This window comes from Kitasatospora sp. NPDC058184 (assembly GCF_042883725.1).
GTDB lineage: Bacteria > Actinomycetota > Actinomycetes > Streptomycetales > Streptomycetaceae > Kitasatospora.
On sequence record NZ_JBHVVE010000003.1, the window covers coordinates 380,978 to 407,406 of the forward strand.

Consider the following 26,429-nt stretch of genomic DNA (forward strand, 5'->3'; position numbering starts at 1 on the left):
GTGCCGGCCGCCATGATTCCCGCATGACCGCCACCGCAGCACCGCTGTCCTCCCCGTCCGCGTACGCCGACGCCGTCGCCACCGCCGTCCGGGCCGCCGCCGCGTACTACACCGACGGCTCCACCCCGCTCGGCGACGACGAGTACGACACCCTGCTGCGGGCCATTGCCGCCTACGAGAGCGCCCACCCCGGCGAGACGCTGCCCGACTCGCCGACCGGCAAGGTGGCCGGCGGCGCCGCGAACGGCGACGTCCCGCACAGCGCCCCGATGCTCTCCCTGGACAACGTGTTCTCCGCCGAGGAACTCGACGCCTGGGCCGCCGGCCTCGAACGGCGCCTGGGCCGCCCCGTCACCGCCTGGTGCGTGGAGCCCAAGCTCGACGGCCTCGCCATCGCCGCGCGCTACCGCGCCGGCCGCCTCCAGCAGGTCGTCACCCGCGGCGACGGCCTCGCCGGCGAGGACATCACCCACGCCGCCGACGCCGTCCTCGGCCTGCCCGCCGAACTCACCGAACCCGCCGACATCGAACTGCGCGGCGAAGTCCTCCTCACCCGGGACCAGTTCGACCACGCCAACCGGATACGCGCCGACCACGGCGCCACCCCCTTCGCCAACCCGCGCAACGGTGCCGCCGGCACCCTGCGGGCCAAGGACCGCCCCTACCGGATCGAACTCACCTTCTTCGCCTACGACGCCATCGGCCCCGACGGCCTCGCCCACAGCGCCCTGCTGGACCACCTCGCCGCCCTCGGCGCCCACACCGCCGCCGCCACCGCCGCCAGCCCCCGGCGCTGCGCCGACACCGCCGAAGTCCAGCGGCGCGTCGAGGAGATCGCCGCACTGCGCGCCGAACTGCCCTTCGGGATCGACGGCGTGGTCGTCAAGGCCGACCTGGCCGCCGACCGCGCCGAGGCCGGCTCCGGCTCGCGCGCCCCGCGCTGGGCCGTGGCCCGCAAACTGGCCGCGCAGCACCAGGTCACCCGGCTGCTCGCGGTGGAGTGGAACGTCGGCCGCACCGGCGTCATCGCCCCGCGCGCCGTCCTCGAACCCGTCGTCATCGACGGCGTCACCGTCACCTTCGCCACCCTCCACAACCCCGCCGACATCGAACGGCGCGGCCTGATGATCGGCGACCAGGTCTTCGTCTACCGCGCCGGCGACGTGATCCCCCGGGTCGAGGCCCCGGTGCTCGACGCCCGCACCGGCGCCGAGCAGCCGATCGCCTTCCCGGAGGCCTGCCCGCGCTGCGGCGACGCCATCGACACCACCGAGCAGCGCTGGCGCTGCGTCCGCGGCCGCGACTGCCAGGCCGTCGCCTCCGTCCTCTACGCGGCCGGCCGCGACCAGCTCGACATCGAGGGCCTCGGCGGCACCCGCGCCGTCCAGCTCGTCGAAACCGGCCTGGTCACCGACCTCGCCGACCTGTTCACCCTCACCCGCGAACAGCTGCTCACCCTGGACCGGATGGGGGAGACCAGCGCCGACAACCTGCTCGCCGCGATCGCCACCGCCCGCACCCGGCCGCTCAACCGGGTCTTCTGCGCCCTCGGCATCCGCGGCACCGGACGGACCATGTCCCGCCGGCTCGCCGCGCACTTCGGCTCCATGACGGCGATCCGGGCCGCCGACGCCGAGACCCTGGCCGGCGTCGACGGCATCGGCACCGAGAAGGCCCGCGTCGTCGCCGCCGAACTCGCCGAACTCGCCCCGCTGCTGGACCGCCTCGCCGCCCTCGGCGTGGGCACCGCCGTCACCGCCCCCACCGCTCCCGCCGCCACGCCGACGGCAGGGGAAGGCGACACCGCCGACGGACCCGCCGACGACCGGGGCCCGCTCGCCGGCGAGGCCGTCGTCGTCACCGGCAGCATGACCGGCGCCCTCGCCGACCTCTCCCGCAACCAGATGAACGAACTGGTCGAACGCGCCGGCGGCAAGGCCTCCTCCTCGGTCTCCAAGCGCACCACCCTCCTGGTCGCGGGCGAGAAGGCCGGCTCCAAGCGCGCCAAGGCCGAGGAGCTCGGCATCCGCATCCTCACCCCCGAGGACTTCGCCACCCTGGTGGCCGCCCACCTCCTCCCGGCCTGACGGGCCCCGTCCCGCGCGGGGGTCCGGCCGGGGTCGGACTTCTCGCGCTCACGCGTCCGCCCGGGCCCCTCCGGACGGTCCGCCGGGGCGCCGTCCGGTGGTCCGTCAGCCGCCCGGGGCCGGCGGCAGCCGGAAGCCGACCTCGGCACCGCCGCCGGGAGCGGCGGCGGCGAAGACGGTGCCGCCGTCCGCGACGACCAGGTCGTGGACGATGGCCAGGCCCAGCCCCGAACCCGGGGTCGACTGGGTGCCGGCGGCACGGTAGAAGCGCCCGAAGACGGCCTGCCGGTCGCCGGCGGCGATCCCGGGCCCGCGGTCGCGCACGGCCAGCCGGGTGCCGGTGACGCGGACCTGGACCAGGGTGCCGTCCGGACTGAACTTGACGGCGTTGCCCACCAGGTTGTCCACGCAGCGCTGCAGCGCCCGCGGACGGGCCAGCACCGGGACGGGCCCCTCGGTGACGACGGCGATCTCCCGGCCGGTGCGGCGGCGGAAGCGCCGCGCGCTGTCCTCGGCGGCGGCCGGCAGGTCGAGCGGCTCCGGCTCCTCCGCGCTCTGCTGGTCGGTGGCCAACTCGACCAGCTCGCGCACGAGTTCGTCGAGCGCGACGGTCTCGGTGACCAGGGTCGCGAGGATCTGCTCCTCGTCCTCGGGAGCGAGCCGGCCGCGGGCGCGCTGGAGGAGCTCGGCGCAGCCGCGCACCGAGGTCAGCGGGGTGCGCAGCTCGTGGCTGGCGTCCTGGACCAGGCGCTGCTGCTGCTCGCGGGAGCGGCGCAGCGCGCCGACCATCGACTCGAAGGCCCGGGTGAGGCCGCCGACCTCGTCGCGCCCGGCGGCGGGCAGCGGGGTGGCCAGGTCACGGGTGGTGGTGATGTGCTCGGCGGCGCGGGCCAGGCGCCGCACCGGGCGCAGGATGCGGCCGAGGACGAGCCAGCTGAGCAGGGCGCAGGCGGCGGCGGCCGCCACGCTGGTGACGGTGATCCGCCGCAGGAACGCGTCGTCGACCTCGGTGACCCCGGCGTAGGTCTGGCCGACCATCACCGCGCCCTGCCCGTCGGGGCGGGCCTGGGTGAGGACGCCGTAGGGGGTGCCGTCGACGGTGGCGTCCTCCTGGTGGGAGCCCTGCCCGGTGCGGGCCACCTCCAGGGCCCGCTCGGAGACCGGCAGCGCCGGCCCGCCGCCCGGGGCCAGCGGCCGGGCGGTGCCGTCGGCGGGCAGCAGCTGTTCGACGGTGTCGGGCCGGGCGGGCGGCAGTCGGCCGAGGTCCAGGGCGGCGAGCACGGTCTCGGCCCGGTCCCGCAGGCTCCGGTCGAGCTGGTCGGAGACCAGGGTGCTGACGCCGCGGTAGGCGGCGGTGACGGGCACGGCGATCGCCAGCAGGACGGAGGCGAGGACCACCAGGCCGATGCGGGTGCGCAGCATCAGGCGGTCCGGGCGGTGTAGCCGACGTTGCGCACGGTGTGGATCAGCCGGGGCGCGCCGTGCTCCTCGGTCTTGCGGCGCAGGTAGCCGACGTACACGTCGAGCGAGCGCGAGTCGGTGTCGAAGTCGTAGCCCCAGATGCGCTCGTAGATCCGGTGGCGGGTCAGGACGGTGCCCTGGTTGCGCAGCAGCAGCTCCAGCAGGTCGAACTCGGTCTTGGTCAGGTCGAGCCGGCGCCCGCCGCGGTGGGCCAGCCGGGCGGCCGGGTCCAGGGCGAGGTCGGCGAGGACGAGCCCGGTGTCCTCGCCGTCCCCGGCGTCGAGCGGCTCGGTGCGGCGCAGCAGGGCGCGGATGCGGGCCAGCAGCTCCTCGGTGGCGAAGGGCTTGGCGAGGTAGTCGTCGGCGCCCGCGTCCAGCCCGGCGACCCGGTCGCCGAGCTGGTGGCGGGCGGTGAGGACGAGGACGGGCAGGCGGTCGCCGCGCCGGCGCAGCATCCGGCACAGCGCGAGGCCGTCGAGGCGGGGCATGACCACGTCCACCACCGCGAGGTCGGGGCGCCGGTGCTCCAGGAGTTCCAGCGCCTCCTGGCCGTCGGCGGTGGTGAGCACCCGGTAGCCCTCGAAGCGCAGCAGGTGGTCGAGGGTGGCGCGGACACCGGGGTCGTCCTCGACGACCAGGACGGTGCGCCGGGCGTCGGCGGTGGGATCTGTCATGGTGTCATCCTCGCTGGTGGCGGGCGTGGTCAGGCCGGTCGGGGGCTGCCGACGACGCGTCAGCGGGGGACCGGGACGACCGCGACCGGCGGGATCCGCACCAGGCAGGAGGTGTCGCCGACCTCGCCGGTGCGGATGAAGCCGCTGGAGATCTCCAGGGCGCAGCCGGTGGACTCCATCTCCGGGAGGTGTCCGCTGTTGGGTACCGAGACGAACGCGCTGTGGCGGAACTGGGCCGCCGACAGGCGGGAGTTGACCTCGGGGGTGTTGGTGTCGAGGTCCCCGGAGAGCACCAGGACGGGCACATCGGGCAGGTTCCCCAGGTCGGTCGGCTGCGGGCGGGCGGTACCCCGGCGCGGCCAGTTCAGGCAGTTGTCCCCGCCGTCGGTCTGGCCCGCGGCCCAGCCCTCGGGGCTGAAGGCCCCGAAGTCGGCCGGGTCGGCGGCGGCCAGGGCGGCGCGGTACTGGCGGCGGCGCTCCGGCACCGAGGCCTCCGGGTCCCAGGCGCGGACGTAGTCGTTGCAGGTGACGGCCAGGAAGGAGGCCTGGTCCTCGGTGCCGGTGCCCTCCATCTCGCCGCGCACCAGGGCGGACAGCGGCCCCTCGTCGCCCGCGGCGAAGGCGTGCAGGGCGGCGGGCAGGGCGCCGAGCAGCCCGGACTCCCCGGGGTGCAGGCCGATGCCGCGGGTGGCCGGCTCGTACATCAGGTCGGCGAGCTTGTCCTCGGTGAACAGCACGGTGCGCCGCTCGCCGCCGGCCTCGGCGGTCACCTTCAGAGGGCGGGCGCGCAGCCGCTCGGCGACGGCGGCGAGGTCGTGCACCGCGGTGTCCGGGTCGCAGGCGCCGCTGCGCTCGCAGATCCGGCGCAGCGTCAGGGAGACCTGCTGGGCGCCGGGCCGGGCCAGGGAGTCGAAGGCGACCGGGTAGGCGCCGGACAGCACCATCTTCTCGACCCGCTCGGGATGGCGGTCGGCGTAGACCGGCATCAGGTAGGTGCCGTAGGACATGCCGTACAGCACCAGCCTGGGGGCGCCCAGGCGCTCGCGGGCGGCGTCGATGTCGTCGGCGGTGGCGGCGCTGGTGTAGCCGCGGGCGCGCGGGCCGAGTTCCTCGGCGCACTCGGCGACGGCCTCGCGCTGTTCGGGGCGCGGGGCCCAGCGGTACTCGGCCTCGGTGACGGCGCAGGGCAGCCGGCCGGAGCGGCCGGTGCCACGCGGGTCCAGCAGGAGCACGTCGTAGTCGTCCAGCACCCCCCGCAGCGCACCGGCCACCTGCTCGGCGCGGTCGATCAGGGTCTCGCCGGGGCCGCCGGGGTTGAGGGCGACGGTGCCCAGGGCCGGACCGGGGCGGCTGTGGCGCACCACCGCGTAGCTCACGTCGACGCCGCCCAGGCGCGGCTCGCCCGTCACCAGGGGCCGGCGCATGGTCGTGCAGTCGACCCGGTGGCCGGGGACGGCCGGGCACCACGCGGGTCGGCCCTGCGCCCCGGCGGCGGAGGCCTGCGCGGGCGGGGCGGCGGCGAGCGGCAGCGCCGTCGCCAGTACCGCCAGGGCCGCGGCGGCCAGGGCGCCCCGCCGGGCCCGCCGCCCCGCGCCGCCCGTGTCCGCGCCGTTCGCGCTCGCGCCGTTCGCCCCGGTGGCCGTGCCCCTCGCCGTGCTCGTCGTCATCGCGGTGTCCTCCGTACGTCCTGCGGTCGGTGTGGGCACGACTCTGCCGGGCGCCCGTCAGCCGTTCGGCAGAGCGACGGCAAAGGCGTGTAAGAACCCCGGGCGCGCGGGAACCCGGGGCGTAGGACCAAAAGCCGATGGCCCCGCGCCCGGCCTCCCGGGTGGAATGGCCCGATGGATCACGTGCCACACCCCGAGCAGCCGTCCGACGGCCCCGCCCACGGCCTCACCGCCGCCCAGCGGGACGCCTACCTCGACCGCATCGGCCTGCTCGACCCCGGCGCGCCCTCCCCGCGCGCGCTCGCCCGGCTCCAGCTCGCGCACCTGCGCACCGTCCCGTTCGAGAACCTGGACATCCACCTCGGCGAGAGCATCGTCCTCGACCCCGCCGCCCTGCTGGCCAAGGTCGTGACCCGCCGCCGCGGCGGCTTCTGCTACGAACTCAACGGCGCCTTCGCGCAGTTGCTCACCTCGCTCGGCTACCGGGTCGGCCTGCTCGCCGCCCGCGTCTTCGACGGCGAACGGCTCGGCCCGCCCTTCGACCACCTCGCCCTGCGGGTGGACCTCGACGAACCGTGGCTGGCCGACGTCGGTTTCGGCCGCTTCAGCCACCACCCGCTGCGCCTCGACGAGCGCGGCGAACAGGCCGACGCCGAGGGCGCGTTCACCCTCACCCCGACCGGCACGGACGGCGACCTGGACGTCCTACGGGACGGCACGCCCCAGTACCGCCTGGGCGCGCGCCCGTACGAACTCGCCGACTTCGCCCCGACCTGCCGGTGGCAGACCACCTCACCGGACTCCCACTTCACCCGCTCCACGACCTGCACACTGCTCACCGCGGACGGCGGCCGGGCGACCCTCAGCGGCAACCGCCTCATCACCACCACCCCGGCCGGCGAACGCACCGAACGGACCCTCACCGACGACGAGGCCCTCGCCGCGTACCGCACCCGCTTCGGCATCACCCTGGACCGCCTGCCGAGCCTGCCGGCCCTCCCCGGCTGAGCGCCCGGCGACCGCCCGCCCGGGCGAAAACCGGTTGCCGCCGCGCGGTCCGACGGCGAGACTGCGGTCCGACCCGCCCGGCCGGTGCGGCCGCCGGGGGTGTCCCGCCCGTCCGGCCCGGCCGGATCCGCCCACCTGTGAAACCGGGGTCGCCCCATGCCCACCGAGCCGACCGCCCTGCTCCGCCCGCGTGCCCTGCGCCCCGGTGACCTGGTGGCGGTGGCCGCGCCGTCCGGTCCGCTGGAGGACGGGGACCGGCACCTCCTGGACCGCGGCACGGCCGTGCTGGAGGAACTCGGCTTCCGGGTACGGGTGTGCCCGTCGGTCGCTGAGGGGCGCCGGCACTGGTGGGCCGCGGGCCGTCCCGCCGAGCAGGCGGCGGAGTTCAACGCGCTGCTGCGCGACCCCGAGGTGCGGGCGATCGTCGCGCACACCGGCGGGCAGGCGGTGACGGGCTGGCTGGACCAACTGGACCTGGACGCCGTACGCGCCGACCCGAAGCCGGTGCTGGGCTGCAGCGATGTCTCCCAGCTGCTGCTGGCCCTGCACGCCCGCACCGGACTGGTCGGCGTGCACGCCGACATGGCCACCTACGGCTTCGGCGAGTGGAGCGGGCGCTTCGCGGGCGGGCCCGAGGAGGACGGCGCGCACCGGGCGCTGCGCGAGGCGTACCTACGGGTGCTCACCGTGCCGGCCCCGCCCGGGCCGCTGCCGGCGCTCTCCCCGTGGCAGTGCTGGCGCGCCGGCCGTGCCTGGGGCCCGCTGGTCGGCGGCCTGCTCAACCGGCTCGTCGCCCTCCAGGCCACCCCGTACGCCGTCCCCGCGTGGTCCTTCGACGGCGCGGTGCTCTTCTGGGAGGAGGTGGACCGGCCGCTGTCCGCGGTCTGGAAGGACCTGCACGTGCTGCGGCTGTCCGGCGTCCTGGACCGGATCGCGGCGATGGTGGTCGGCACCCCGCACCGGGTCGGCTCCGACGGGCCCGCCGGCGCGGGAGAGCCGTCGCTGCGCGAGGTGGTCCTGGACGTGCTCGGCGACCGCCCGCTGCCCGTCCTCGCCGGCGTGGACTTCGGCCACGCCGGCCCCAACCTCCCGCTGCCCCTCGGCGTGCGGGCCGAGGCCGACGCCACCGCCCGCACCCTCACCCTGCTCACCCCGGCGGTCTCCTGACCCTTCCGCGGAAGCCGTCAGGCGACGAGGCAGAGCCCGTCGTACCGGCCCGTGGACGGGGCACGGCCCCGGCCCGTGCGGCTCGGGACGGCGGCGTAGCGGGCCAGCTCGTCCTGGGCGAGCGAGAGCAGGTCGCCGAGGCCGAGGCCCAGCGCCCGGGCGGCGGCCGCGAGCACCTCGGAGGAGGCCTCCTTGCGCCCGCGCTCCAGCTCCGACAGGTACGGCATCGAGATCCGAGCCGCCTCCGCGACGTCCTTCAACGTGCGTTCCTGGGCGAGCCGTTCGCGCCGCAGCACGTCGCCGACGACGTCGCGCCACAGCGGCTCCCGCCGTACGGGCGCCGGGCGCGGGGGACGGGACGGCCCGCCGGACGCGGGCGGCTGCGCCTGCGGGCGCAGGGGGATGACGCGGGCTTCGTTCGGCGCATGGGTGCTCACCCCTCACACCCTAGGGATCCGGCGCCCCGGGGGAAGAGCACGGAGTTCCGCCCTGGGTGAAGCCCGCGCGCCGGCCGCGGCCCCTCAGCCCCTGGGCGTCCAACCGGCCGGGGCGAGGCCGGTGTCGGCGAGGATCCGCCCGACCGTCTCCTCCAGGCCGCTGTGCCGGCCGACGACCCGTTCGAGACCGTCGGGGAGCAGGTCGTGGGGCCGGTACCAGTCGGCCATGTCCTCGGGGGAGAACTCGGCGGCCTGGGGGCGGGTGGCGTGCCGGCGCACGGTCTCGTCGAAGTCCACGTCGAGGTAGTACAGGAAGCTGCGGCCCCGGTGGTCGGCGACGAGCCGGGCCAGCATCGGCCCGTAGCGCTCGGCGGCGAGGATGCCCTCGACGACCGTGTGGAAGCCGTGGTCGAGGGCGTGCCGCGCGACCAGGTCGATCAGCCCGATGTTCGCCCCGCCCGGGACGTCCCGCTCCCGCAGCACGGTACGCCGCAGCAGGTCCTGCCCGACGACGGCGAGGCCCCGCCCGTACGCGGCCCGCAGCCGAGCGGCGACGCTGGACTTCCCGGCGCCGCTCGGACCCCGCACCACGACCAACACGCTCTCCGGACCGCCCGTCACACCGCGACCGTCCCCGCGCCGCGCCCCGCCCACACCACCGGGCGCCCACCGGGTACCCGGCGGGAGGCCGTGGCCCGGCACCTGTATGTTGATCACTCGCCGGCCCGGCCGGCGTCCCGTCCCAGGGGGTGACGCGTGGGGCCGGGCCGCTGCCGTCGGGGAGCCGGGCAGGAGGCCCCCGACCCGGGGCCGAGCAGCGGCCCGCCCGACATCCCACCGTTCCCGAAGGATTCCGCATGACCGTTCCCGTCCCGCCCGACAGCAGCCCGCGGCCTGCCGAGGAGCCGGCCGCCGCCGACCCGTGGGCGCCGCCGGGCCAGGGCCAGGACGCGGCCCCCACGGTCCCCGCCCCCGGCTTCGGCCCCGCCGCGGGCCCCGGGCAGATACCGGGTCAGGCCCCCGGCCAGGCCCCCGGCGCCCCGTACTGGCCGCCCTACGCGATGCCGGCGCCCGCGCCGCAGCCCCGCAACGGCCTGGGCATCGCGGCCATGGTGCTCGGGATCGTCGGCGTCGTGCTCGGCCTGACCATCATCCTGTTCTGGCTGTCCTGGCTGCCCGCCCTGCTGGCCGTGGTCTTCGGCGTGATCGCCCTGGGCCACGTGCGCAAGGGCCTGGCGGCCAACCGGGCGATGGCCCTGGCGGGCGTGGTCCTGGGCGTCACCGGCCTGCTGGTCTCGGTCGGCACCGGCGTGTTCGTCGTGAACCGGGTGCAGGAGGTCCACCGGGAGCAGAAGGCGCAGGCGGAGGCCGCGCGGATCCGCTTCGAGACCGCGACCAAGGCCGCCGAGGAGCGGGCGGCCAAGGAGAAGGCGCGGATCGAGGCCGAGCGCCAGCGGCTCGCGGCCGAGCAGGAGAAGCGGGCCGCGGACGAGCGGGCCCGGCGCCTGTCGTTCGGCCAGTCCTACACCTACCCGGACGGGCTGAAGGTGACGATGGCCGCGCCGGAGCCGTACGTCCCGCGCGGGGGCGTGGGCGAGACCCCCAAGGACGCCACGATCGTCCAGGTGAGGATCACCGTCGTCAACACCGGGCCCGCGGAGGTCTCGCTCCTCGGTTCGGGGCTGCCCACCGTCCGGGACGCCAAGGGCAACCTCGTCTTCACCCTGATCGACGGCAGCGGACGGATGAAGATCCTCGCCAAGTCCCTGGCCCCGGGCGAGGAGGCCACCGGGCTGACCGCGTACGCCCTGCCGGCCGGCGCGGGCGACCCGTTCTCCGTCCGGTTCGACCACACCATGGGCACGGAGTACAAGGACGTCATCTGGACCGGCCCGGCCGGCTGACCCCCGACCGGCCCCCACCGCCCGAGGCCGCCCGACCGCCCCCCGCGGCAACTCTGACGGCACGTCACGAATCGGCAACCGAGGCCCCGTCTCCGGCGATACACCTGTGACGCACCGACCGGCTCGCCTATTCTCCATCCGGCGCGGCGCACTCCCGCCGCGCCGGACGACTGGGGGGTCGCGTGCTTCTGGACGGACGCATGGCCGTGTTCGAGGCCGTCGTTCCCGCGCTGGTCGGCCTCGAACTGACGGGGCCCGAGCCGGGCAACGGCACCCGGCTGCGCATCCCGCCGGGCACCCCCCTGCTGGTCGAGTGCGCGGGCGGGCGGCTCACCGGCAAGACCACCCTCCTCAAGGCCCTGGAGGAGCGGTACGCCGAGCGCCTGCCCCAGGCGTACGCGGACCTCGGGCGCGCGGACTTCGGCCGCCCCGGCCTCGCCCTGCCCGCCGAGAACGAGGCGCCCCGGCTGAGCAACGCCTCCCACACCTCGGACCTGCTCTTCCACGTGCGCTACGAGCTGAGCCGGCGGGCGAACCGGTTCGGCGGGGGCCTGTCCTTCCCCCGGCTCACCCAGGGCCTGCTCGCGATCACCAGCTGGCAGGCCGTCGGGCTCGGCGAACTGGAGGCCGCCGGCCGGCGCCTGGAGAGCCTGCTGCGCGAGAGCCAGCCCGACGCCCAGGCCCGCCGGAACAAGGTGGCGGGCTGGATCAGACAGGTCGCCCCGAACCTCGGCGCCGCGGCCGGGCTCGGCCCCGGGGTGAACGAGCTCGTCGCCTCGCTCGCCGACGTCGTCGCCACCGAACTGCTCGGCGCCCGCGCCAACAGGAACGGCCTGCGCTGGTGGGCCGAACGGCGGGTCAGCGCCCAGGGCGAGGCGAACGTCCAGCTGTCCGAGCTGGCCCGCGCCTTCCGCGGCGGCGCGCAGGACCGCGAGTCCGCCGAACGGCACCTGCTGGCCGCCCTCCTGGCGGACATCGACGACCACTACACCTGGGCGCGGCTGAAGAACCGGCTGCCGCGCCCGCTGCTGCTCCTCGACAACGCCCACACCCCGCTGGGCCGGCCGGTCCTGGAGACGCTGACCCGGGTGTGGCACGAGGAGAGCGTCCGGACCCGGCCCGGCGTGGTCGTCACCGCCCTGGACCGGGAACCGGCCGTCCCCGACCCGGAGAGCACTGCCCCGTCGACGCGCAACGCCGCCGGCCCGTTCTGGCGGGCGGACCGGCCGCAGACCGCGGACGGCTGGACCGTGCGGCTGCCGCTGGCCCAGCTGACCCTCGACGAGGTCAAGCGGATGTTCGGCACCGACCACCCCGCGCCCGACACCGCCCAGCTGATCCACCGTCTCAGCGCGGGACGGGCGGGCATCGCCCACGGCCTGGTCCAGGCCGGCCGGCGGGCGGTGCGCCTCGGGACGGACACCGGCCCCCGCGCCCTGCTCGACCTGCCCGCCGACGACGAACCGGACACCCCGGTGCACGAGCGGCTGCTGCGCCTCCTCGTCCCCGACGACACCGCCCGCACCCGCCTCGCCTACTTCTCCCCGGCCCTCGACTACGAGGCCGCCCACGGGCTCGGCTCCGCCTACCCGCCCGGCGACGACGGGGCCCTGCGCGTCCAGGAGACCATCCGGCTGCTGGAGCGCGACCGCTGGGGCACCCGCCCGTGGCCGGGCACCGGAGCACCCTTCGTCGGCGACCCCGCCCTGCGCGCCCTGCTCGGCCACCAGCTGGCCGCCCGGCTCGACGCCGTCCCCGGGGCCGAGCCGTGGCACGACATCCACGAGACCCTCCGCGACCGCTACGCCCCGCGGACCGTCGGCGGCCAGCCCGACGACCGCTTCCTGCACCACGCGCTCGCGGTCCTCGACACCGCCACCGTCGTGCGCGCCCTGCACCAGCGCCTGGCCCGACAGGACGCGGCCACCTGGCTCGCCGCCCTCAACCTGGTCTGCGCCGCGCCCCACCCGCCCCGGAACCTCGCCCCCGCCACCGCACGCCCCGAGGACTGCCCGGCCTGCGGGAGCACCCGCGCCCCCGTGCACCAGGCGATCGACCTGCTCGTCCGCGGCCTGTGGCAGCAGTCGCACCCGCTCGCCCCACCCGACCAGCGGCTGATCGACAGCGTCCAGTTGCAGCTGCTCACCCTGGCCCAGCACAGCGGGCCCGCCGACCAGACGGTGTTCTTCCGGGCGTACGACACCTGGCCGCAGCTCCTGCGGCGCTGGATCCAGGCCCCCCACCTCCCGATCCGAGGAGAGTCCCCACGATGAGGCTGCTGCCCGCCGGTCCCCTGAACCGCGCGCTGGTGACCACCCTGGCCGTCGCCGTCCTGGCCACCGGCGGCTACCTGGGATACGAGTACGGACTGGCCGACGACCCGTCCTGCGCCCCCGGCGTGGAGAAGCGCGGCGAGCAGCACGAGTGCGTCGGCGTCACCGACGGCGCCTACGTCTTCAGCGAGGAGCTGCGGCAGGTCACCGAGCGCATCAAGGCCGAGAACGACCGCGTGGCCGGCCAACCGCACGCCACCGTCGCGCTGATGATCCCGATGACCTCCGACGCCCCCGCCGAACGGCGCGAGCTGGTCGAACAGGTGCAGGGCGCCTACCTGGCCCAGCACTGGGCCAACGACGACGCGAACAAGGAGAAGACCCAGCCCCTGATCCGGCTGGTGCTGGCCAACCCCGGCCGCGAGTACAAGGAGTGGCTCGCCGTCGCCGACCAGCTGGCCCGGGCCAAGGCCGACGGCAAGCAGAACCTCCGGGCCGTCGCGGGCATCAACCTCAGCGTCGAGGCGGTCGAGAAGGCCGTCCGCGACCTCACCGAGAACAAGCACATCCCGGTCGTCGCCGGCCCCATGACCGCCGACAACATCAAGAACACCGCCACCGCCCGCTCCTACCCGGGACTGGCGCGCATCGCCCCCGGCACCGCCGACCAGGCCGCCGCCCTCGCCTCGTACGGGGCGACCCTCAAGCCCGAGGAGGCCCTGGTGATCGAGGACACCCGGCCGGGCGACAACTTCCTCACCACCCTGCGGACGACCTTCGAGACGCTCACCAAGGGCGCGCCCAACGCTCCGGAGACCTTCCAGTCGCCGCTCGACTACAACAAGGAGGGCAACCTCGCCAACACCTTCCACCAGATGGTGCCGGACATCTGCTCCTCCGCCGCCACGACCCTCTACTTCGCCGGCCGCCCCGTGCAACTGCGCCAGTTCCTGGTCGCCCTGGGCAACCGGAAGTGCGACAAGCACTACACGGTCATCACCAGCTCGCACGCCTCCACCCTGATGGTCGACAAGGAGTTCGCCGACAAGTGGGACTCCCTCACCAAGGGGGCCGGCATCACCGTCCGCTACACGGCCCTCGCCCACCCCGACACCTTCGGGGAGCGCAGCGCCGAGCCCACCGGCGGTTCCAAGGACGCCACGGCGAGGCTGGCCGACCTGCTGAAGAGCCCCGACACCAAGGCGCCCGACGCGATCGGCCCCGCCGACCTCCGCGACGGCCGGGTGATCGTCACCTACGACTCGGTCACCACCGCCGTCGCCGGCATCCGCAACCAGACCACGGACAAGGTGGCGATGCCCTCGACGGACGACGTCACCGAGGGCTGGAGGCGGATGCACGGCAGCAACCGGGTCAACGGCGCGAGCGGCTGGATCTGCCTCGACCCGCAGGGCAACGCCTACAACAAGGCCGTGCCCGTCGTCGAACTCGACCCGAAGATCAAGAACGCCGTCCTGGTCGGCCTCGCCTGGCCCCTCGGCCACGCCCCCGACGCGACCTGCCCGATCGGCAGCGACGGCTGACCCCCGGGCAGGGGCCGCTCCCACCGGGGCCGCGACCCCTGCCCGCCGCCTCAGCCGCCGTCCTTCTCGCCGTCCTTCGCGCCGTCCCCGCCGCCGAAGGCGGACTCGAACTCGTCGATGTCCTCCTGGCCCAGCGAGATCAGCGAGAAGTCCGACGGGGTGTGGCCGCCGGAGCCCTCGTCGGCGTGCCGCACCAGGCCCTCCAGCACCGCCCGCCAGCGCTCGGCGAGGTCCGCCAGTTCCGCCGCGCCGAGCAGCCCGGCCGGCGACTCCAGGACGAAGGACAGCTCGGGGCCCTCGGGCAGGTCCCGCGCCCGGCCGTTGATCTCCAGCACGTGCCGCAGCGGCATCGCCGGGTCGACACCGCCGGGCATCACGTGCTCGCCCGCCGACGTCCACGGCCGCCCACCGGCCGCGGAGCCCACCCCGGTGTCCGCGTCCGCGGAGCCCGCCTCCTCACCGGAACCGCCGAACCGGCCCAGGTAGTTGAACCCGATCTGCGGCGCCGCCAACGGCGCGAGCACCGACCGCGTGGCCGGGTTGGCGTACCTCAGCAGCCCGTACCCCAGACCGTCGCCCGGCCGCTGCCGCAACTGCTCCTTGACCCGCTTGATCAGCCGCGCCACGTCCTCCCCGCCCGCCCGGACCTCGGCCGGGTCGATCGGCCCGGTCTCCAGCCACACCGGGTGGACGGCGGTGAACCAGCCGAGGGTGCGCGTCAGGTCCATGTCCTCCGACAGCGGCACCCGGCCGTGCGCCTCCCGGTCGACCAGGAAGCCCTCCGGCACCGGCCTGCCCCGGGCGCGCAGCCACTCGCCGAGCGCCGCGGCCAGACCGGACAGCAGCACGTCGTCCACGCCCGCGTGGAAGGCGGCGGGCAGGGCCGCCAGCAGCGGCCCCGCGGTGCGCGCCGGGACGGTCAGCTCGGCGCGCGAGCGGCCGCCGCCCGCGGTGTCCACGCGCGGGTCGAGCGGCCGGTCGGCGAGCGGGTCCTCGACCCGGTCCACCACCCGCCGCCAGTCCGGCAGTTCGTCCACCGTCCGCTGCGCCCGGGCCCGCTCCGCCAGGGCGACCGCCCAGCGGCGGAACGACGTCGCCTCGGCGGCGACCGCCGCCCCGGCCGCGTCCGCGCCGCCGGCGGCCAGGGCCGCGTGGGCCAGGGCCAGGTCGGGCACCAGCACCCGCCAGGAGACGCCGTCGATCACCAGGTGGTGGGCCGTCAGCAGCACCAGGCCGCCGCGCCCGGCGCCGCGCTCCAGGAGCACGGCGCGCAGCATCACGCCGTCGCGCGGCGCGAGCGCGGCCTCGGCGGCGGTGGCCTGCTCGTCGACCAGCGCGTCCAGCCGCTCCCCGTCGAGGCCGGCCGCGTCCACCCGGGTCACCAGGTCCGCCGCGGCGACCGCCCAGGACGTGCCCGGCTCGGGCACCACCAGCTGCTCCTCGTCCTCCTCCAGCCGCGCCCGCAGCACCTCGTGCCGGTCGAGGACCGCCTGCAGCGCGTCCGCCAGCTGCCCGGTGGTCAGGCCGGGCGGCGCGGTCAGCAGCATCGCCTGGCTGCCCGCGCGGGCCACCGAGCCCGCCCGCCGCGCGACCTCGCGCATCACCGGGGTCAGCGGGACCGGGCCGTAGGGGACGTCCTCGGCGTGCTGTGCCTTCGTCCCGTCGACCGGCCCGGCCACCCGTGCGAGCTCCGCGGGCGTGCACAGTTCGAAGACCTGGCGCGGCGAGATCGCCAGGCCGGCCTTGCCGGCCCGCCCGGCCAGCAGCATCGAGGTGATCGAGTCGCCGCCGAGGACGAAGAAGTCGTCCTCCGGGCCGACCTGTTCGAGGTTCAGCACCTCGGCGAACAGCCGGCACAGCAGCTCCTCCGCGTCGGTGGCCGCCTCGCGTCCGGCCGCCCGGCCGGCGAAGACGGGCCGGGGCAGGGCGGCCCGGTCGAGCTTGCCGTTCGCCGTCACGGGCAGTGCCCCGAGGACGGTCACCGAGGCCGGGACCAGGTAGTCGGGCAGCTTCCCGGCGAGGTGCTCCCGCAGCGCCTCCGGGTCGAGGGCGGACTCGTCGCCGCCGGCCGGCACGGCGTAGCCGGCCAGCCGCTTGTGGCCGTCCTCGTCCTCGACCGCGACGACGAGCGCCTGGGCGACGCCGGGGTGCGCGGCGAGCACGGCCTCGATCTCGGCCGGCTCGACGCGGAAGCCGCGGATCTTGAGCTGCTCGTCGGCGCGGCCGAGGAAGAGCAGCTGCCCGTCCGGGGTCCACTGCGCCAGGTCGCCGGTGCGGTACATCCGGGCGCCCTCGGGTTCGTCCTCGGCGGGGAAGGGGCAGGCCACGAAGCGCTCCGCGGTGAGTGAGGGACGGCCGAGGTAGCCGCGGGCCAGTCCGGCCCCGGCGAGGTAGAGCTCGCCGGTCATGCCGACCGGTACGGGCCGCAGGAAGGCGTCCAGGACGAACACCCTGGTGTTGTCCATCGGCCGCCCCAGCGGCACGGTGTCGGGCACCGCGTCCGGGTCGGTGAAGGGCAGCTGGGTGGTGAAGGCGGTGGTCTCGGTGGGGCCGTAGGTGGTGCGCACCACCATGCCGGGGTGGGAGCGCAGCAGGGTCCGTACGGCGTTCGCGGAGACGACGTCGCCGCCGGTGGAGACCTCGCGCACGCCGCCGAAGATGTGCGGGGCCTGCTCGGCGAGCACCCGGAAGTGCCCGGCCGTGGCGTGCACGTTGGTGACCTGCTGGGCCGCGATCAGCCGGCCGCGTTCGACGGTGTCGATGTCCCCGGGGGGCACCAGCACCAGCCGGCCGCCGTGCAGCAGCGTCGTCCAGATCTCGTAGGTGGAGGCGTCGAAGGCGTGGTTGGCCTGCACCAGCACCCGCTCCAGGGCCCCGCTGGACCAGCACTCGTCGAGGCAGAAGGCGAGGACGCTGCCGTAGGTCACCGCGACGCCCTTCGGCAGGCCGGTGGACCCGGAGGTGTAGATGACGTACATGAGGTTCTCCGGCCGGACCGGCACCGGCGGGAAGGCCCCGGCCTCCGGCTCCGCGTCCGTCTCCTCGGCGGGCTCCGCCGCCAGGCGCAGCACCTCGGCGGGGGCGAACAGTCCGGCGTCGGCCAGGCCCCGCCCGGTGTTGGGCGCGTCCACCAGCACGACGGCCGGGCCCGCCTGCGCGGCGACCGCGCGGAGCCGCCCGGCCGGGTGCCGGCCGTCCATCGGCAGGTACGCCGCGCCGGCCTTCACCACCGCCAGCAGCGCGGTGATCAGTTCGGGCGAGCGCTCGGCCACCACGCCCACCAGGGTCTCGGGGCCCACGCCGAGCCCGGCCAGCCGGTGCGCCAGGCGGTTCGCCCGCCGGTCCAGCGCGGCGTAGGTCAGCTCGGTGTCCCCGGCGACCACGGCCACCGCGGCGGGGGTGCGGCGCACCTGCCGTTCGAAGAGCTCGGCGAGGGTCGCCTCGGGCAGCTCGCGGCGGGTCCGGTTCCCGGAGCCGTCCAGGTCCCGCCGCTCCTCGCCGGTCAGCACGTCGAGCCGGCCCAGGGGCACGTCCGGGTCGGCCGCGACCTGGCGCAGCACCAGCGTCATCCGGTCGACGAGGCCGCGGGCGGTGCGCTCGTCGAACAGGTCGGGCCGGTAGTCCAGCCGGATCTCGGTGTCGTCGGCCGGCGTGACGACGACGGTCAGCGGGTAGTGGGCGGCCTCCTCGCCGCCGCCGGCCGCCACCCGCACCCCGGCGGGGCCGCGCCGGGAGACCCAGGCGGGCATCGGCGGCGGCTTCGACGTCCCGTCGGCGGGCGCGGGCGGCTCCGGGCCCGGCCCACGCCTCAGCGGGCCGCCGGCCTGATCCCCGCTGCGCAGCGCGGTGCCGCCCAGGCCCTCGCCCGGGGGCGGGGGAGCGGCGGGCTGCGGCGCGCCGGGCGCGGCCGGGTCGGCGGCGGGGGCGGCCATCGGGCCGCGGGGGTAGTTCTGGAAGACCATCAGGGTGTCGAAGACCGCGCCCGGGCCGCCGGCGCGCTGGATCTCGGGCAGGCTCAGCTGCTGGTGGTCGAGCAGGGCGGCCTGCTGGTCCTGGAGGGCGGCCATGGCGGTGCGGAAGGGCACGGCCGCGTCCAGGCGCACGCGCACCGGCACGGTGTTGATGAACAGCCCGACCATCCGGTCGGCCTGCGGCACGTCGGCGGGGCGGCCGGAGACGGTCGCGCCGAAGACCACGTCCAGGCGGCCGGACAGCTTGCCGACCAGCAGCGCCCAGGCGACCTGGAAGACCCGGTTGAGGGTGACCCCGGCGTCGCGCGCGGTCTCCCGCAGCCGGTCGGTGAGGTCGTCGCCGATCCGGTCGATCACGTGCCGGAGCATCACCGGCGGGCCGCTGCGGTCGGCCGGGCCGACCAGGGTGGGCTCCCCGGTGCCGGCCAGCATCGCGCGCCAGGCCGCGCGCGCGGCGTCGGTGTCCCGGCGGCCCAGCCAGGCGAGGTAGTCGCGGTACGGCGGCACCTTGGGGAGGACCGAGGGGTCGCCGCCGTTGTCGTAGATCCGCCACAGCTCGTCGAACAGGATCGGCAGCGACCAGCCGTCCATCAGGATGTGGTGCATCGTCACCACCATCCGGTACCGGTCGGGGCCGGCGCGCAGCAGCAGCACCCGCAGCAGCGGGGGCAGGCCGAGGTCGAAGCGCCGGGCGTCGGTCGCGGCCAGGGCGCCGGCGCGGGCGTCGGCCTCCCGCTCGTCCAGTGCGCCGAGGTCGGCGTACGTCCACGGGATCCGCACGCCCTTGGCGATCACCTGGACGGTGTCGCCGGCCGCGCGGGAGCGGAAGCCGGCCCGCAGGCTCGCGTGCCGGTCCAGCAGCGCCTGCCAGGAGGCCTGGAGCACCTCGGGCCGCAGTTCGCCGTCGAGGTTGAGGACCCGCTGCCCCACGTACACGTCCCGGGGCGCGTCCTGGTCGTACGAGGCGTGGAACAGCAGTCCCTCCTGCAGCGGGGAAAGCGGCCACACGTCCTCGACCGTCAGCTGGCTCATCGTGCTCTCCGTTCGGGTTGGTCGGGCCGTTCGGGTCGGTCGGGGCCGGCCGCCGCCTGGGGCGGCGGCAGCAGGCGCAGGGGGCCTCCGCCGGGCGGCAGCGGGGGCGGGGCGCCGTAGCCGTCGGCCGGGTCCGGCCCGGCTTCGGGGCGCGGCGCGGGCGGGTCGGCGAACTGGGTGCGGTAGAGCTCCGCGTACAGGCCGCCGGCGTCGACGAGCGCGGCGTGCCGGCCGCGCTCGACCACGCGCCCGTCCTGGAGCACCAGGATCTGGTCGGCCTCGCGGATCGTGGACAGCCGGTGCGCGATCACCAGGGCGGTGCGGCCGGCCAGGGCCGTCCACAGCGCCTTCTGCAGGGCCGCCTCGGACTCCGAGTCCAGGTGCGCGGTGGCCTCGTCGAGCACGACCACGGACGGCTTCTTGAGCAGCAGCCGGGCGATCGACAGGCGCTGCTTCTCGCCGCCGGAGAAGCGGTAGCCGCGGTCGCCGACGACGGTGTCCAGGCCGTCGGGCAGCGCCGCGACCACGTCCCGGACCTGCGCGGCCTCGCAGGCCTCGACGAGCTCCGCCTCGGTGGCGTCCGGCTTGGCGTAGAGCAGGTTGGCGCGGATGGTGTCGTGGAACAGGTGGGCGTCCTGGGTGACCATGCCGACGGTGTCGCGCAGCGAGGCCAGGGACAGGTCGCGCACGTCGACGCCGCCGATCCGCACGGTGCCGCCGGTGGGCTCGTACAGCCGGGCCACCAGCTGGCTGACGGTGGTCTTGCCCGCGCCGGAGGGCCCGACCAGCGCGGTCAGCCGGCCCGCCGGGGCGCGGAAGCTCACCCCGCGCAGCGCCTGGGCGGTGCCGGAGCGCTCCGGGGCCGGCAGCGACAGCGTCTCCAGCGAGGCGAGGGAGACCTCCTTCGCGGCCGGGTAGCGGAAGGAGACGTCCTCGAACTCGACCTCCGGGGCCCGGCCCGGGCCCGGTACGGGCAGGGCGACGGCATCGGGCCGCTCCACGATCAGCGGCTTCAGGTCCAGCACCTCGAAGAGCCGGTCGAAGGAGACCAGGGCGGTCAGGTAGTTCGACTGCAGGTTGGAGAGCTGGTTGATCGGGCCGAAGAGCCGGGCCAGCAGGGTGGCCAGGGCCACCAGGGTGCCGATCTGGATGCTCCCGGCGACCACCAGCTCGCCGCCGACGCCGTAGACCACCGCGGTGGCCAGCGAGGCCAGCAGCGTCACCGTCACCAGCAGCATCCGCGCGTAGACGGAGGTGACCACGCGCACGTCCCGCACCCGGGCCGCGTTGCCGGCGAACCGGCCGTCCTCGCGCTCGGGCCGCCCGTAGAGCTTGACCAGCAGCGCGCCGGCCACGTTGAAGCGCTCCTGCATGAGCGAGCCGAGCTCGGCGTCCAGCTGCATCGAGGTGCGCAGGTTGCGCTGCAGCCGCCGCCCCACGACCCGGCCCGGCAGCACGAACAGCGGCACCGTGACGAGCACCACCAGGCCGATCAGCCAGGACAGGTAGAAGATCGTGGCGACCACCAGGCAGAGCACCAGCAGGCTGGAGAGCACGTTGGACAGCAGCACCGTCACCGCCTGCTGGGCCTCCATCACGTCGGTGTTGAGCCGGCTCACCAGCGAGCCGGTCTGGGTGCGGGTGAAGAACGCGAGCGGCTGGCGCTGCACGTGCCGGAAGACCTCGGTGCGCAGGTCGTAGATCAGCCCCTCGCCGATGCGCGCCGAACTTCGGCTGACCAGGAAGCCCACCAGGGCCTGCAGCAGCGCCAGGACCGCCACCGCGACGGCGGCGCCCGCCACCACGGCCCGGTCGCGCGGCACGATGCCGCGGTCGATGAGCTCCTTGAACAGCAGCGGCGTGGAGACGGTGATGAGGGCGTCGACCACGGTCAGCGTCAGCAGCGCGACGATCTGCCGCCGGTAGGGCCGCAGGTAGGGCAGGATCCGCCGGGAGGTGCCGGGCCTGACCTGCCCCCGGGCCGGCTGCGTCCCGTCGCCGGGGGTCGCCCGGATGGTGATCAGCGGGCCCGGGCCGCTCGTCATGGCGCGACGACCTCCCTGCCGTCCGGCGCCGCGGCCGTCGGGGCCGGCGGGCGCTGGTCGGTCCAGACGCGGTCGACGTACGCCAGGCACTCGTCGCGGGAGCCCCGGCCGCGGGCGATCCGCCACCCGGCGGGCACCTGCGCGAACCCGGGCCACAGCGAGTACTGGCCCAGGGGGTTGACCAGCACGAGGTAGGAGGCGTCCGGGTCGTCGAAGGGGCTGGTCATCTCGGTCTCCTTGTTCGTTCGGGTGCCGCCCGCCGGGGCGGCGGGGGAGGGCAGCGGCGCGGCGCTCTCACCCGGAGGGCCGGGCCGTGAAGCGGCCCGCCTTGCCGAGCACGTCCGCCGCGCGGATGCGCAGCGCCTGCTGGACGGCGAACTCCGCCAGGTAGGCGCGGAAGCCGTCCGCCGGTTCCAGGGCGAGGTTCACCATGCGGCGGTTGGCGGTGACGGCCGGGTCGCGCAGCAGCTCCAGGGCCCGCTCGACGGCCCGGTCGAGGTCCGCCGGGTCGACGACCTGGTCGACGAGCGTGCGGGCCTCCGGGTCGCTCGCGCGCACCCGCCGGCCGCCGAGGATGATCTGCCGGGCCAGCCGGGGGCCGGTCACCGCGGGCAGCCGGAAGTCCGCCGCGCCCGGGACGATCCCCTCCTGCGCGGCCGGCAGGCTCAGGTAGGCGTCGGAGGCCGCGAGCACGTGGTCCACCGCGAGCAGCAGCTGCATGCCGCCGCCGATCGCGAAGCCGTCCACCGCGGCCACCCACGGCATGTCGGTGAACGGGTAGCGCCAGGACGCGTCGTCCGTGCGCAGCCCGAGCAGCAGCTTCCTGAGGTAGCCGAGCTCGCGGCGCAGCAGGAACCCGACGAGGGTGATCTCGCCCGCGTGCAGCCGCTTGAGGTTGATCCCGGCGCTGAACACCCGGCGCCCCGCGTAGCGCGGGTGGGTCATCTCGCCGCCCCGGATCAGCCCGATCTCGCACCCCTCGTCCAGCAGCGCGAGGTCGACCGCGGTCTCCATGTCGTCGACCTGCTGCTCGTCCTCGGCGTTGAGGCGGTCCCCGGCGCACATGGTGATCCGGGCCACCCCCGCGCGCCGCTCCAGCCGGGTGCTGTCCATCCGCACCACCCCGGTGGCCCGGAACTCCCCGAGCAGCTCCAGCGCCCGCCCGGTGGGCCGCAGCATGGAGTCCATCAGGTGGCCGCCGGCGGCCGGGCCGCGCAGCACGCCGCGCAGCAGGACGCCCAGGTCGATCTCGTAGCCGAGGCGCTCGGCCACCGGCAGGGCCCGCTCCGCCCGCAGCTGCGCCGCGGTGGGCACCAGGTTCGGTACGGCGCGGGCGGCGCCCTCCACCAGGGCGTCCAGCCGCGGGCGCAGGGTGCGGCCCGCGGTGATCCGGTCGTAGAGCTCCTCGGCGTGGCGGTCCAGGAAGGCGGTGCGCCGCGCGCGGCCGGCGTCCAGCTCCCGCTCGGCGCGCTCGCGCTCCTCGCCGGTGCGCGGCCCGGGCGCGGGGAACGGGGGCAGCAGCCGCGCCGCCCGGTCGAGCCCGTCCGCGGCGCGCTCCCGTACGGCGGCGGGCGCCCGCCCGGTGGCCGCGCTCACGCCGTCACCCCGTCCGGGGCCCGGGTGCGCCGCAGCGCGCGGTCGCAGGCGGCCAGGTGCGGGCCGAGCGCGTCCTCGAAGCTCATCCACTGGGCGTCGAAGGCCAGTTGGCGGCGGATCGCGAGTTCGGGGCCGGACAGGCGGCGCAGCAGCCGGGCGGCGGCCGCCAGGGTGCGCCTGGGGTCCCGGCTCACCTGGTCCACCAGGCACCGCTCCAGGGCCTCGCGGGCGGTGATCGGCACCCCGAAGAGCACCGTGCGCCGGGCGCGGGCCGGCCCGAGCTGCTGGACCAGCCGGTAGCCGGCCATGCCCGGCCAGACGGCCTGCCCGTGGAAGGACGGCAGCAGCCGCAGGTCCGGGGCCGCCACCCGGACGTCGGCCGCCAGCAGCAGGTCCAGCGCGACGCCGCCGCACTCCCCGCTCGCCGCCGCCAGGGTGGGCAGCCGCAGCCGCTCGAAGCGCCGTACCGCCCGCTCCCACTTCGTGACGGCGGCGGTGTCGCCCGCCTTCGCCACCGCCTCGCCGTCGGGGGCGCCGGACAGGAACAGGGTCGCGGCGTCGGCGCCGGCGCTCTCCGCCTCGTCGCACAGGGCGCCGAGGGCGGCGGTCAGCTCGGCCGAGATCTCCCGGCGGCCGTCCACGTGCAGCACGGGGCCCTCGGGCAGGGCGTTGACGGGCATTGCGGTCTCCCTAGGGTCGGTTCACCACTGGATGAGCGCGGACTCGATCGTCGAACCCGGCCCCATGGTCATCAGCACGCCGTAGTCGCCGTCGCGGACCACGCCCTCCCTCAGGAGCCGGTCGTAGGAGAAGAGGAACGAGCCGCTGGAGACGTTGCCGAAGTCGCGCAGCACGGTGATGGTGTGCCGCAGGTCGTGCCGGGTCAGCCCGAGGTTGACGGCGACCGCGTCGATGACCTTCTTGCCGCCGGAGTGCACCAGCCAGTGCGCGACGTCGTCGCGGCGCAGCGAGGTGCCCGCCAGCAGCCGGTCGACGACCCCCTCCACGTGCGCGCCGACCAGGTAGGGGACCTGCGGGTCCAGGAAGAAGCTGAAGCGGCCCTGGTCGCGGTCCCAGTCGTAGCGCATCGCGTCGATCGCGTCGACGATGGTCACGCTCGCGGTCCGCAGGATCCGGGGCCCCTCCAGCCGGCGGCCGGGCCCCTCCTCCTCGGCCTCCTCGTCCTCGGCCCCCTCCGCCGGGCGGCGCCCGTCGTTCACCGGGTCCGCCACCACCGCCACCGCCGCGGCGCCGTCGCCGAACAGGCTGTTCACCACGGCCGTGCGCATCGTGGTGTCCATCGTGTACGCGGCCGAGCAGGCCTCCGAGCAGACCATCACGGCCAGCCGGCCCGGGTTCGCCGCCGCCCAGTTGCCCACCACCGCCAGCGCGTTGAGCCCGGCGTTGCAGCCCATGCCGACGATGTCGGCCCGCGCGGTGTGCCAGTCCATGCCCAGCTCGCGGATCAGCAGCGCGCTCAGCCCCGGCGTCAGGAAGCCGGTCGAGGTCACGCAGCACAGGTACGCCACCTCCGACAGGTCGGCCCCGATCCGCTTGAGGCACAGCTGCAGCGCGTCCGCCCCCATGCTCACGGCCCACGCCTTGTGCTTGTCCAGCAGGTCGCCCTGGCTCTCCCGGAGCCTGGTGCCGTCCGGCGCCGCCGGCGGCAGCACCAGCGAACGCTGCCGGATGGAGCCCAGCAGGAACACCGAGCGCACCCGGCGGTCGGTGATCCCGAACAGGTCCAGCAGCTCCTCCTGGGAGTAGTGCTCGGGCGGCACGGCGGTGCCCACGCTCACGATGCGCGGGACCGTGGCGGCCGGCGCTCGGTCCAGGGCCGTGGTCATGGTGCGTCACTCTCCGTTCCGGGTACCGGGCACGTCGCCACCGTGCGTCCACCACCGCGCGCCCCACCGCCGCGCGTCTCCTCACTGAGCGTCTCCACGAACCGCACCAGCCGCTCGACGCCCTCGACCACCTGCCCGGGCGTCAGGTAGCTGATCGACAGCCGGATGTCCCGCTCGCCCCCGCCGTGCGGATGGAAGAACTCCATCGGCGTCCAGATCACCCCGAACTCCCGGGCCGACCGCTCCAGCGCCGCCGTACCGGTCCGGAAACCGGTGCGCAGCGTGAGGAAGAAACCGCCGTCGGGCCGGTTCCAGCCCACCCCCAGCTCCCGGCGCCGCCGCTCCGGCAGCCACCGCTCCAACTGCGCGAGCGTCGCGGCCATGCTGCGCCGGTAGTGCTCGGCCGCCCTCGCGTTCAGCACCGACAGCCGCCCGTCCGAACCCAGCAGCGCACCCGCCGCGGCCGCCTGGCTGAGCGAGGACGTGTTCACCGTCACCATGCTCTTCACCTTCGCCAGGTCCCGCGCCAGCAGCCGGATCCCGCCGCGCCCGTCGCGCACCTCCTGGTCGGCCACCACGTAGCCGACCCGCGCACCGGGGAACACCGTCTTGGAATAGGTGCCGAGCTGGATCACGCTCCTCGACGTGTCGAGCGCCTTGAGCATCGGGCACCGCGGCCCCGGGCCGCTCAACCGGTAGGGACTGTCCTCCAGGACGAGCAGACCCTGGCGCCCGGCCAGCTCCAGCAGCCCGGTACGCGTCGGAAGGTCCAGCGTCGACCCGGTCGGATTGGCGTGGTCCGGCACCACGTACACGGCCCGCGGCCGGCGGCCCGCCGCCCGCTGCGCCCGCACCGCCGCGTCCAGGTCCGCCACCACCAGCCGCCCGTCACGCTCCGGCACCGCGACCACCGGGATGTCCAGCAGCCGCGCGGCCCCCATGATCCCGACATAACAGGGGGTCACGAGCAGCAGCACGTCCTCGGGCGTCGCGAACAGCGCGCGCAGCACCAGGAACATCGCCTCCTGCGCACCGACCGTCACCACGATCGCCTCGGGCGCGACCTCGAACCCCTCGTCCTGCCGCAGCGAGTAGGCGATCAGCTCCCGGATCTGCCCCGCCGCCGGCCCGTACTGGTAGAAGCCGCTGCGCACTTCGGCCGGCCCCGCGCCCCGGCTCTCCAGGTAGGCCGCGTACCGGCGCAGGTAGGTGTGGACCTCCTCGACCTCGAAGAATCCGTCATAGGGGCGGCCCGGCGCGAAGGACACCGCGTCCGGGTAGCTGGACGTGATCTCGTTGAGGAAGTTCATCCGGTCGAGAACCGGGTCCTCGATGCTCGAGTGCAGCGTGGTCGAATCGAGCACCATGGTGCCCGCCTTTCCGTGGACGAGCCGCCGTGCGGCACCCCGTCGGACGGCGGATGCCAGGGCTCGCGTGAAGGACGCGCGGCAGGGCGACGGTGCGGCGGCGCCCCGTGGGCGGATCGCCGGTACCGTCCTCCCGCGTTCGAACATCGGTCGGTCTCGACGTCGGTCTCATGGCGGCCCCTCGGACGGGCCACGGGCTCCGGCGGCGCCACCGCGGGCGCACCGTCCGAACGGCGGCGGCGCGGTGCCCGCACGCGAAAACCGCCGTCGGGCACCGGGCCGAAGGCGGCGCGAGGGGGTATCGAGATCCCAGCACGCCCTGTCGCCGCTTTCGCACCGGCCGCGGTAT

18 protein-coding genes are annotated in these 26,429 nt (G+C 75.8%); 6 read left to right on the forward strand and 12 right to left on the reverse strand.

Annotated features, from left to right (window positions below; translation table 11 throughout):
* Nucleotides 1-23: 23 nt before the first annotated feature.
* Entirely contained in the window at nucleotides 24-2,087 is a 2,064-nt protein-coding gene (ligA, locus tag ACFVXH_RS08100; protein ID WP_387821427.1) for an NAD-dependent DNA ligase LigA, read from the forward strand.
* 105 nt (nucleotides 2,088-2,192) lie between these two features.
* On the opposite strand, the gene ACFVXH_RS08105 is transcribed toward ligA, so the two are convergent.
* The 3 genes from ACFVXH_RS08105 to ACFVXH_RS08115 are packed head-to-tail and all read right to left on the reverse strand — an operon-like array spanning nucleotide 2,193 to nucleotide 5,889.
* Nucleotides 2,193-3,509: an ATP-binding protein gene (locus tag ACFVXH_RS08105; RefSeq protein ID WP_375876349.1), complete on the reverse strand. Its 1,317-nt coding sequence runs from the start codon at nucleotides 3,507-3,509 to the stop codon at nucleotides 2,193-2,195.
* Nucleotides 3,509-4,222, reverse strand: a complete 714-nt coding sequence (locus ACFVXH_RS08110; RefSeq protein WP_074005393.1) for a response regulator transcription factor — start codon at nucleotides 4,220-4,222, stop codon at nucleotides 3,509-3,511. The genes ACFVXH_RS08105 and ACFVXH_RS08110 overlap by 1 nt, the downstream gene beginning before the upstream one ends.
* A gap of 59 nt (nucleotides 4,223-4,281) precedes the next feature.
* Complete coding sequence (locus ACFVXH_RS08115) at nucleotides 4,282-5,889, reverse strand: alpha/beta fold hydrolase (protein ID WP_387821432.1); 1,608 nt, start codon at nucleotides 5,887-5,889, stop codon at nucleotides 4,282-4,284.
* A gap of 174 nt (nucleotides 5,890-6,063) precedes the next feature.
* Between ACFVXH_RS08115 and ACFVXH_RS08120 the strand changes: the two genes are divergently transcribed.
* Together ACFVXH_RS08120 and ACFVXH_RS08125 are read left to right on the forward strand one after the other, a co-directional pair.
* A complete protein-coding gene (locus ACFVXH_RS08120; RefSeq protein ID WP_387821435.1) occupies nucleotides 6,064-6,897 on the forward strand; it encodes an arylamine N-acetyltransferase in 834 nt (277 codons plus the stop codon).
* 156 nt (nucleotides 6,898-7,053) lie between these two features.
* Complete coding sequence (locus tag ACFVXH_RS08125; RefSeq protein WP_387821437.1) at nucleotides 7,054-8,064, forward strand: LD-carboxypeptidase; 1,011 nt, start codon at nucleotides 7,054-7,056, stop codon at nucleotides 8,062-8,064.
* A 17-nt stretch (nucleotides 8,065-8,081) separates the two neighbouring features.
* Here ACFVXH_RS08125 and ACFVXH_RS08130 read toward each other — a convergent pair whose 3' ends face one another.
* Nucleotides 8,082-8,501, reverse strand: coding sequence for a helix-turn-helix domain-containing protein (locus ACFVXH_RS08130; protein WP_387821440.1), 420 nt, complete (start codon nucleotides 8,499-8,501; stop codon nucleotides 8,082-8,084).
* A gap of 84 nt (nucleotides 8,502-8,585) precedes the next feature.
* Nucleotides 8,586-9,092 (reverse strand): AAA family ATPase, encoded by a 507-nt coding sequence (locus ACFVXH_RS08135; RefSeq protein ID WP_387821443.1) that lies wholly within the window; start codon nucleotides 9,090-9,092, stop codon nucleotides 8,586-8,588.
* A 266-nt stretch (nucleotides 9,093-9,358) separates the two neighbouring features.
* On the opposite strand from ACFVXH_RS08135, the gene ACFVXH_RS08140 reads away from it, so the two are divergent.
* The 3 genes from ACFVXH_RS08140 (at nucleotide 9,359) to ACFVXH_RS08150 (ending at nucleotide 14,222) form a co-directional block, all read left to right on the forward strand.
* A complete protein-coding gene (locus ACFVXH_RS08140; RefSeq protein WP_387821446.1) occupies nucleotides 9,359-10,405 on the forward strand; it encodes a DUF4190 domain-containing protein in 1,047 nt (348 codons plus the stop codon).
* A 200-nt stretch (nucleotides 10,406-10,605) separates the two neighbouring features.
* Nucleotides 10,606-12,678 (forward strand): hypothetical protein, encoded by a 2,073-nt coding sequence (locus tag ACFVXH_RS08145; RefSeq protein WP_387821449.1) that lies wholly within the window; start codon nucleotides 10,606-10,608, stop codon nucleotides 12,676-12,678.
* The gene (locus ACFVXH_RS08150) at nucleotides 12,675-14,222 is read left to right on the forward strand and encodes a hypothetical protein (protein WP_387821452.1); all 1,548 of its coding nucleotides are present in this window, start codon (nucleotides 12,675-12,677) and stop codon (nucleotides 14,220-14,222) included. Before ACFVXH_RS08145 ends, ACFVXH_RS08150 begins: the two co-directional genes overlap by 4 nt.
* A 50-nt stretch (nucleotides 14,223-14,272) precedes the next feature.
* Here ACFVXH_RS08150 and ACFVXH_RS08155 read toward each other — a convergent pair whose 3' ends face one another.
* The 7 genes from ACFVXH_RS08155 to ACFVXH_RS08185 all read right to left on the reverse strand — a co-directional run bounded on the left by ACFVXH_RS08155 (nucleotide 14,273) and on the right by ACFVXH_RS08185 (nucleotide 26,080).
* The gene (locus ACFVXH_RS08155; protein WP_387821455.1) at nucleotides 14,273-19,225 is read right to left on the reverse strand and encodes an amino acid adenylation domain-containing protein; all 4,953 of its coding nucleotides are present in this window, start codon (nucleotides 19,223-19,225) and stop codon (nucleotides 14,273-14,275) included.
* Complete coding sequence (locus ACFVXH_RS08160; protein WP_074005398.1) at nucleotides 19,222-21,270, reverse strand: ABC transporter ATP-binding protein; 2,049 nt, start codon at nucleotides 21,268-21,270, stop codon at nucleotides 19,222-19,224. The genes ACFVXH_RS08155 and ACFVXH_RS08160 overlap by 4 nt, the downstream gene beginning before the upstream one ends.
* A complete protein-coding gene (locus tag ACFVXH_RS08165) occupies nucleotides 21,267-21,497 on the reverse strand; it encodes an MbtH family protein (RefSeq protein WP_074005399.1) in 231 nt (76 codons plus the stop codon). The genes ACFVXH_RS08160 and ACFVXH_RS08165 overlap by 4 nt, the downstream gene beginning before the upstream one ends.
* 67 nt (nucleotides 21,498-21,564) lie before the next feature.
* Nucleotides 21,565-22,866, reverse strand: a complete 1,302-nt coding sequence (dpgC, locus tag ACFVXH_RS08170) for a (3,5-dihydroxyphenyl)acetyl-CoA 1,2-dioxygenase DpgC (RefSeq protein WP_074005400.1) — start codon at nucleotides 22,864-22,866, stop codon at nucleotides 21,565-21,567.
* Nucleotides 22,863-23,546 (reverse strand): enoyl-CoA-hydratase DpgB, encoded by a 684-nt coding sequence (gene dpgB, locus ACFVXH_RS08175; RefSeq protein WP_387821459.1) that lies wholly within the window; start codon nucleotides 23,544-23,546, stop codon nucleotides 22,863-22,865. The genes dpgC and dpgB overlap by 4 nt, the downstream gene beginning before the upstream one ends.
* Nucleotides 23,547-23,567: 21 nt before the next feature.
* Nucleotides 23,568-24,713 carry a 3,5-dihydroxyphenylacetyl-CoA synthase DpgA gene (gene dpgA, locus ACFVXH_RS08180; protein ID WP_387821462.1) on the reverse strand — a complete coding sequence of 382 codons (1,146 nt, stop codon included), beginning with the start codon at nucleotides 24,711-24,713 and terminating at the stop codon, nucleotides 23,568-23,570.
* Nucleotides 24,710-26,080: a PLP-dependent aminotransferase family protein gene (locus ACFVXH_RS08185; protein WP_387821465.1), complete on the reverse strand. Its 1,371-nt coding sequence runs from the start codon at nucleotides 26,078-26,080 to the stop codon at nucleotides 24,710-24,712. Before ACFVXH_RS08185 ends, dpgA begins: the two co-directional genes overlap by 4 nt.
* Between the last annotated feature and the right edge of the window lie 349 nt (nucleotides 26,081-26,429).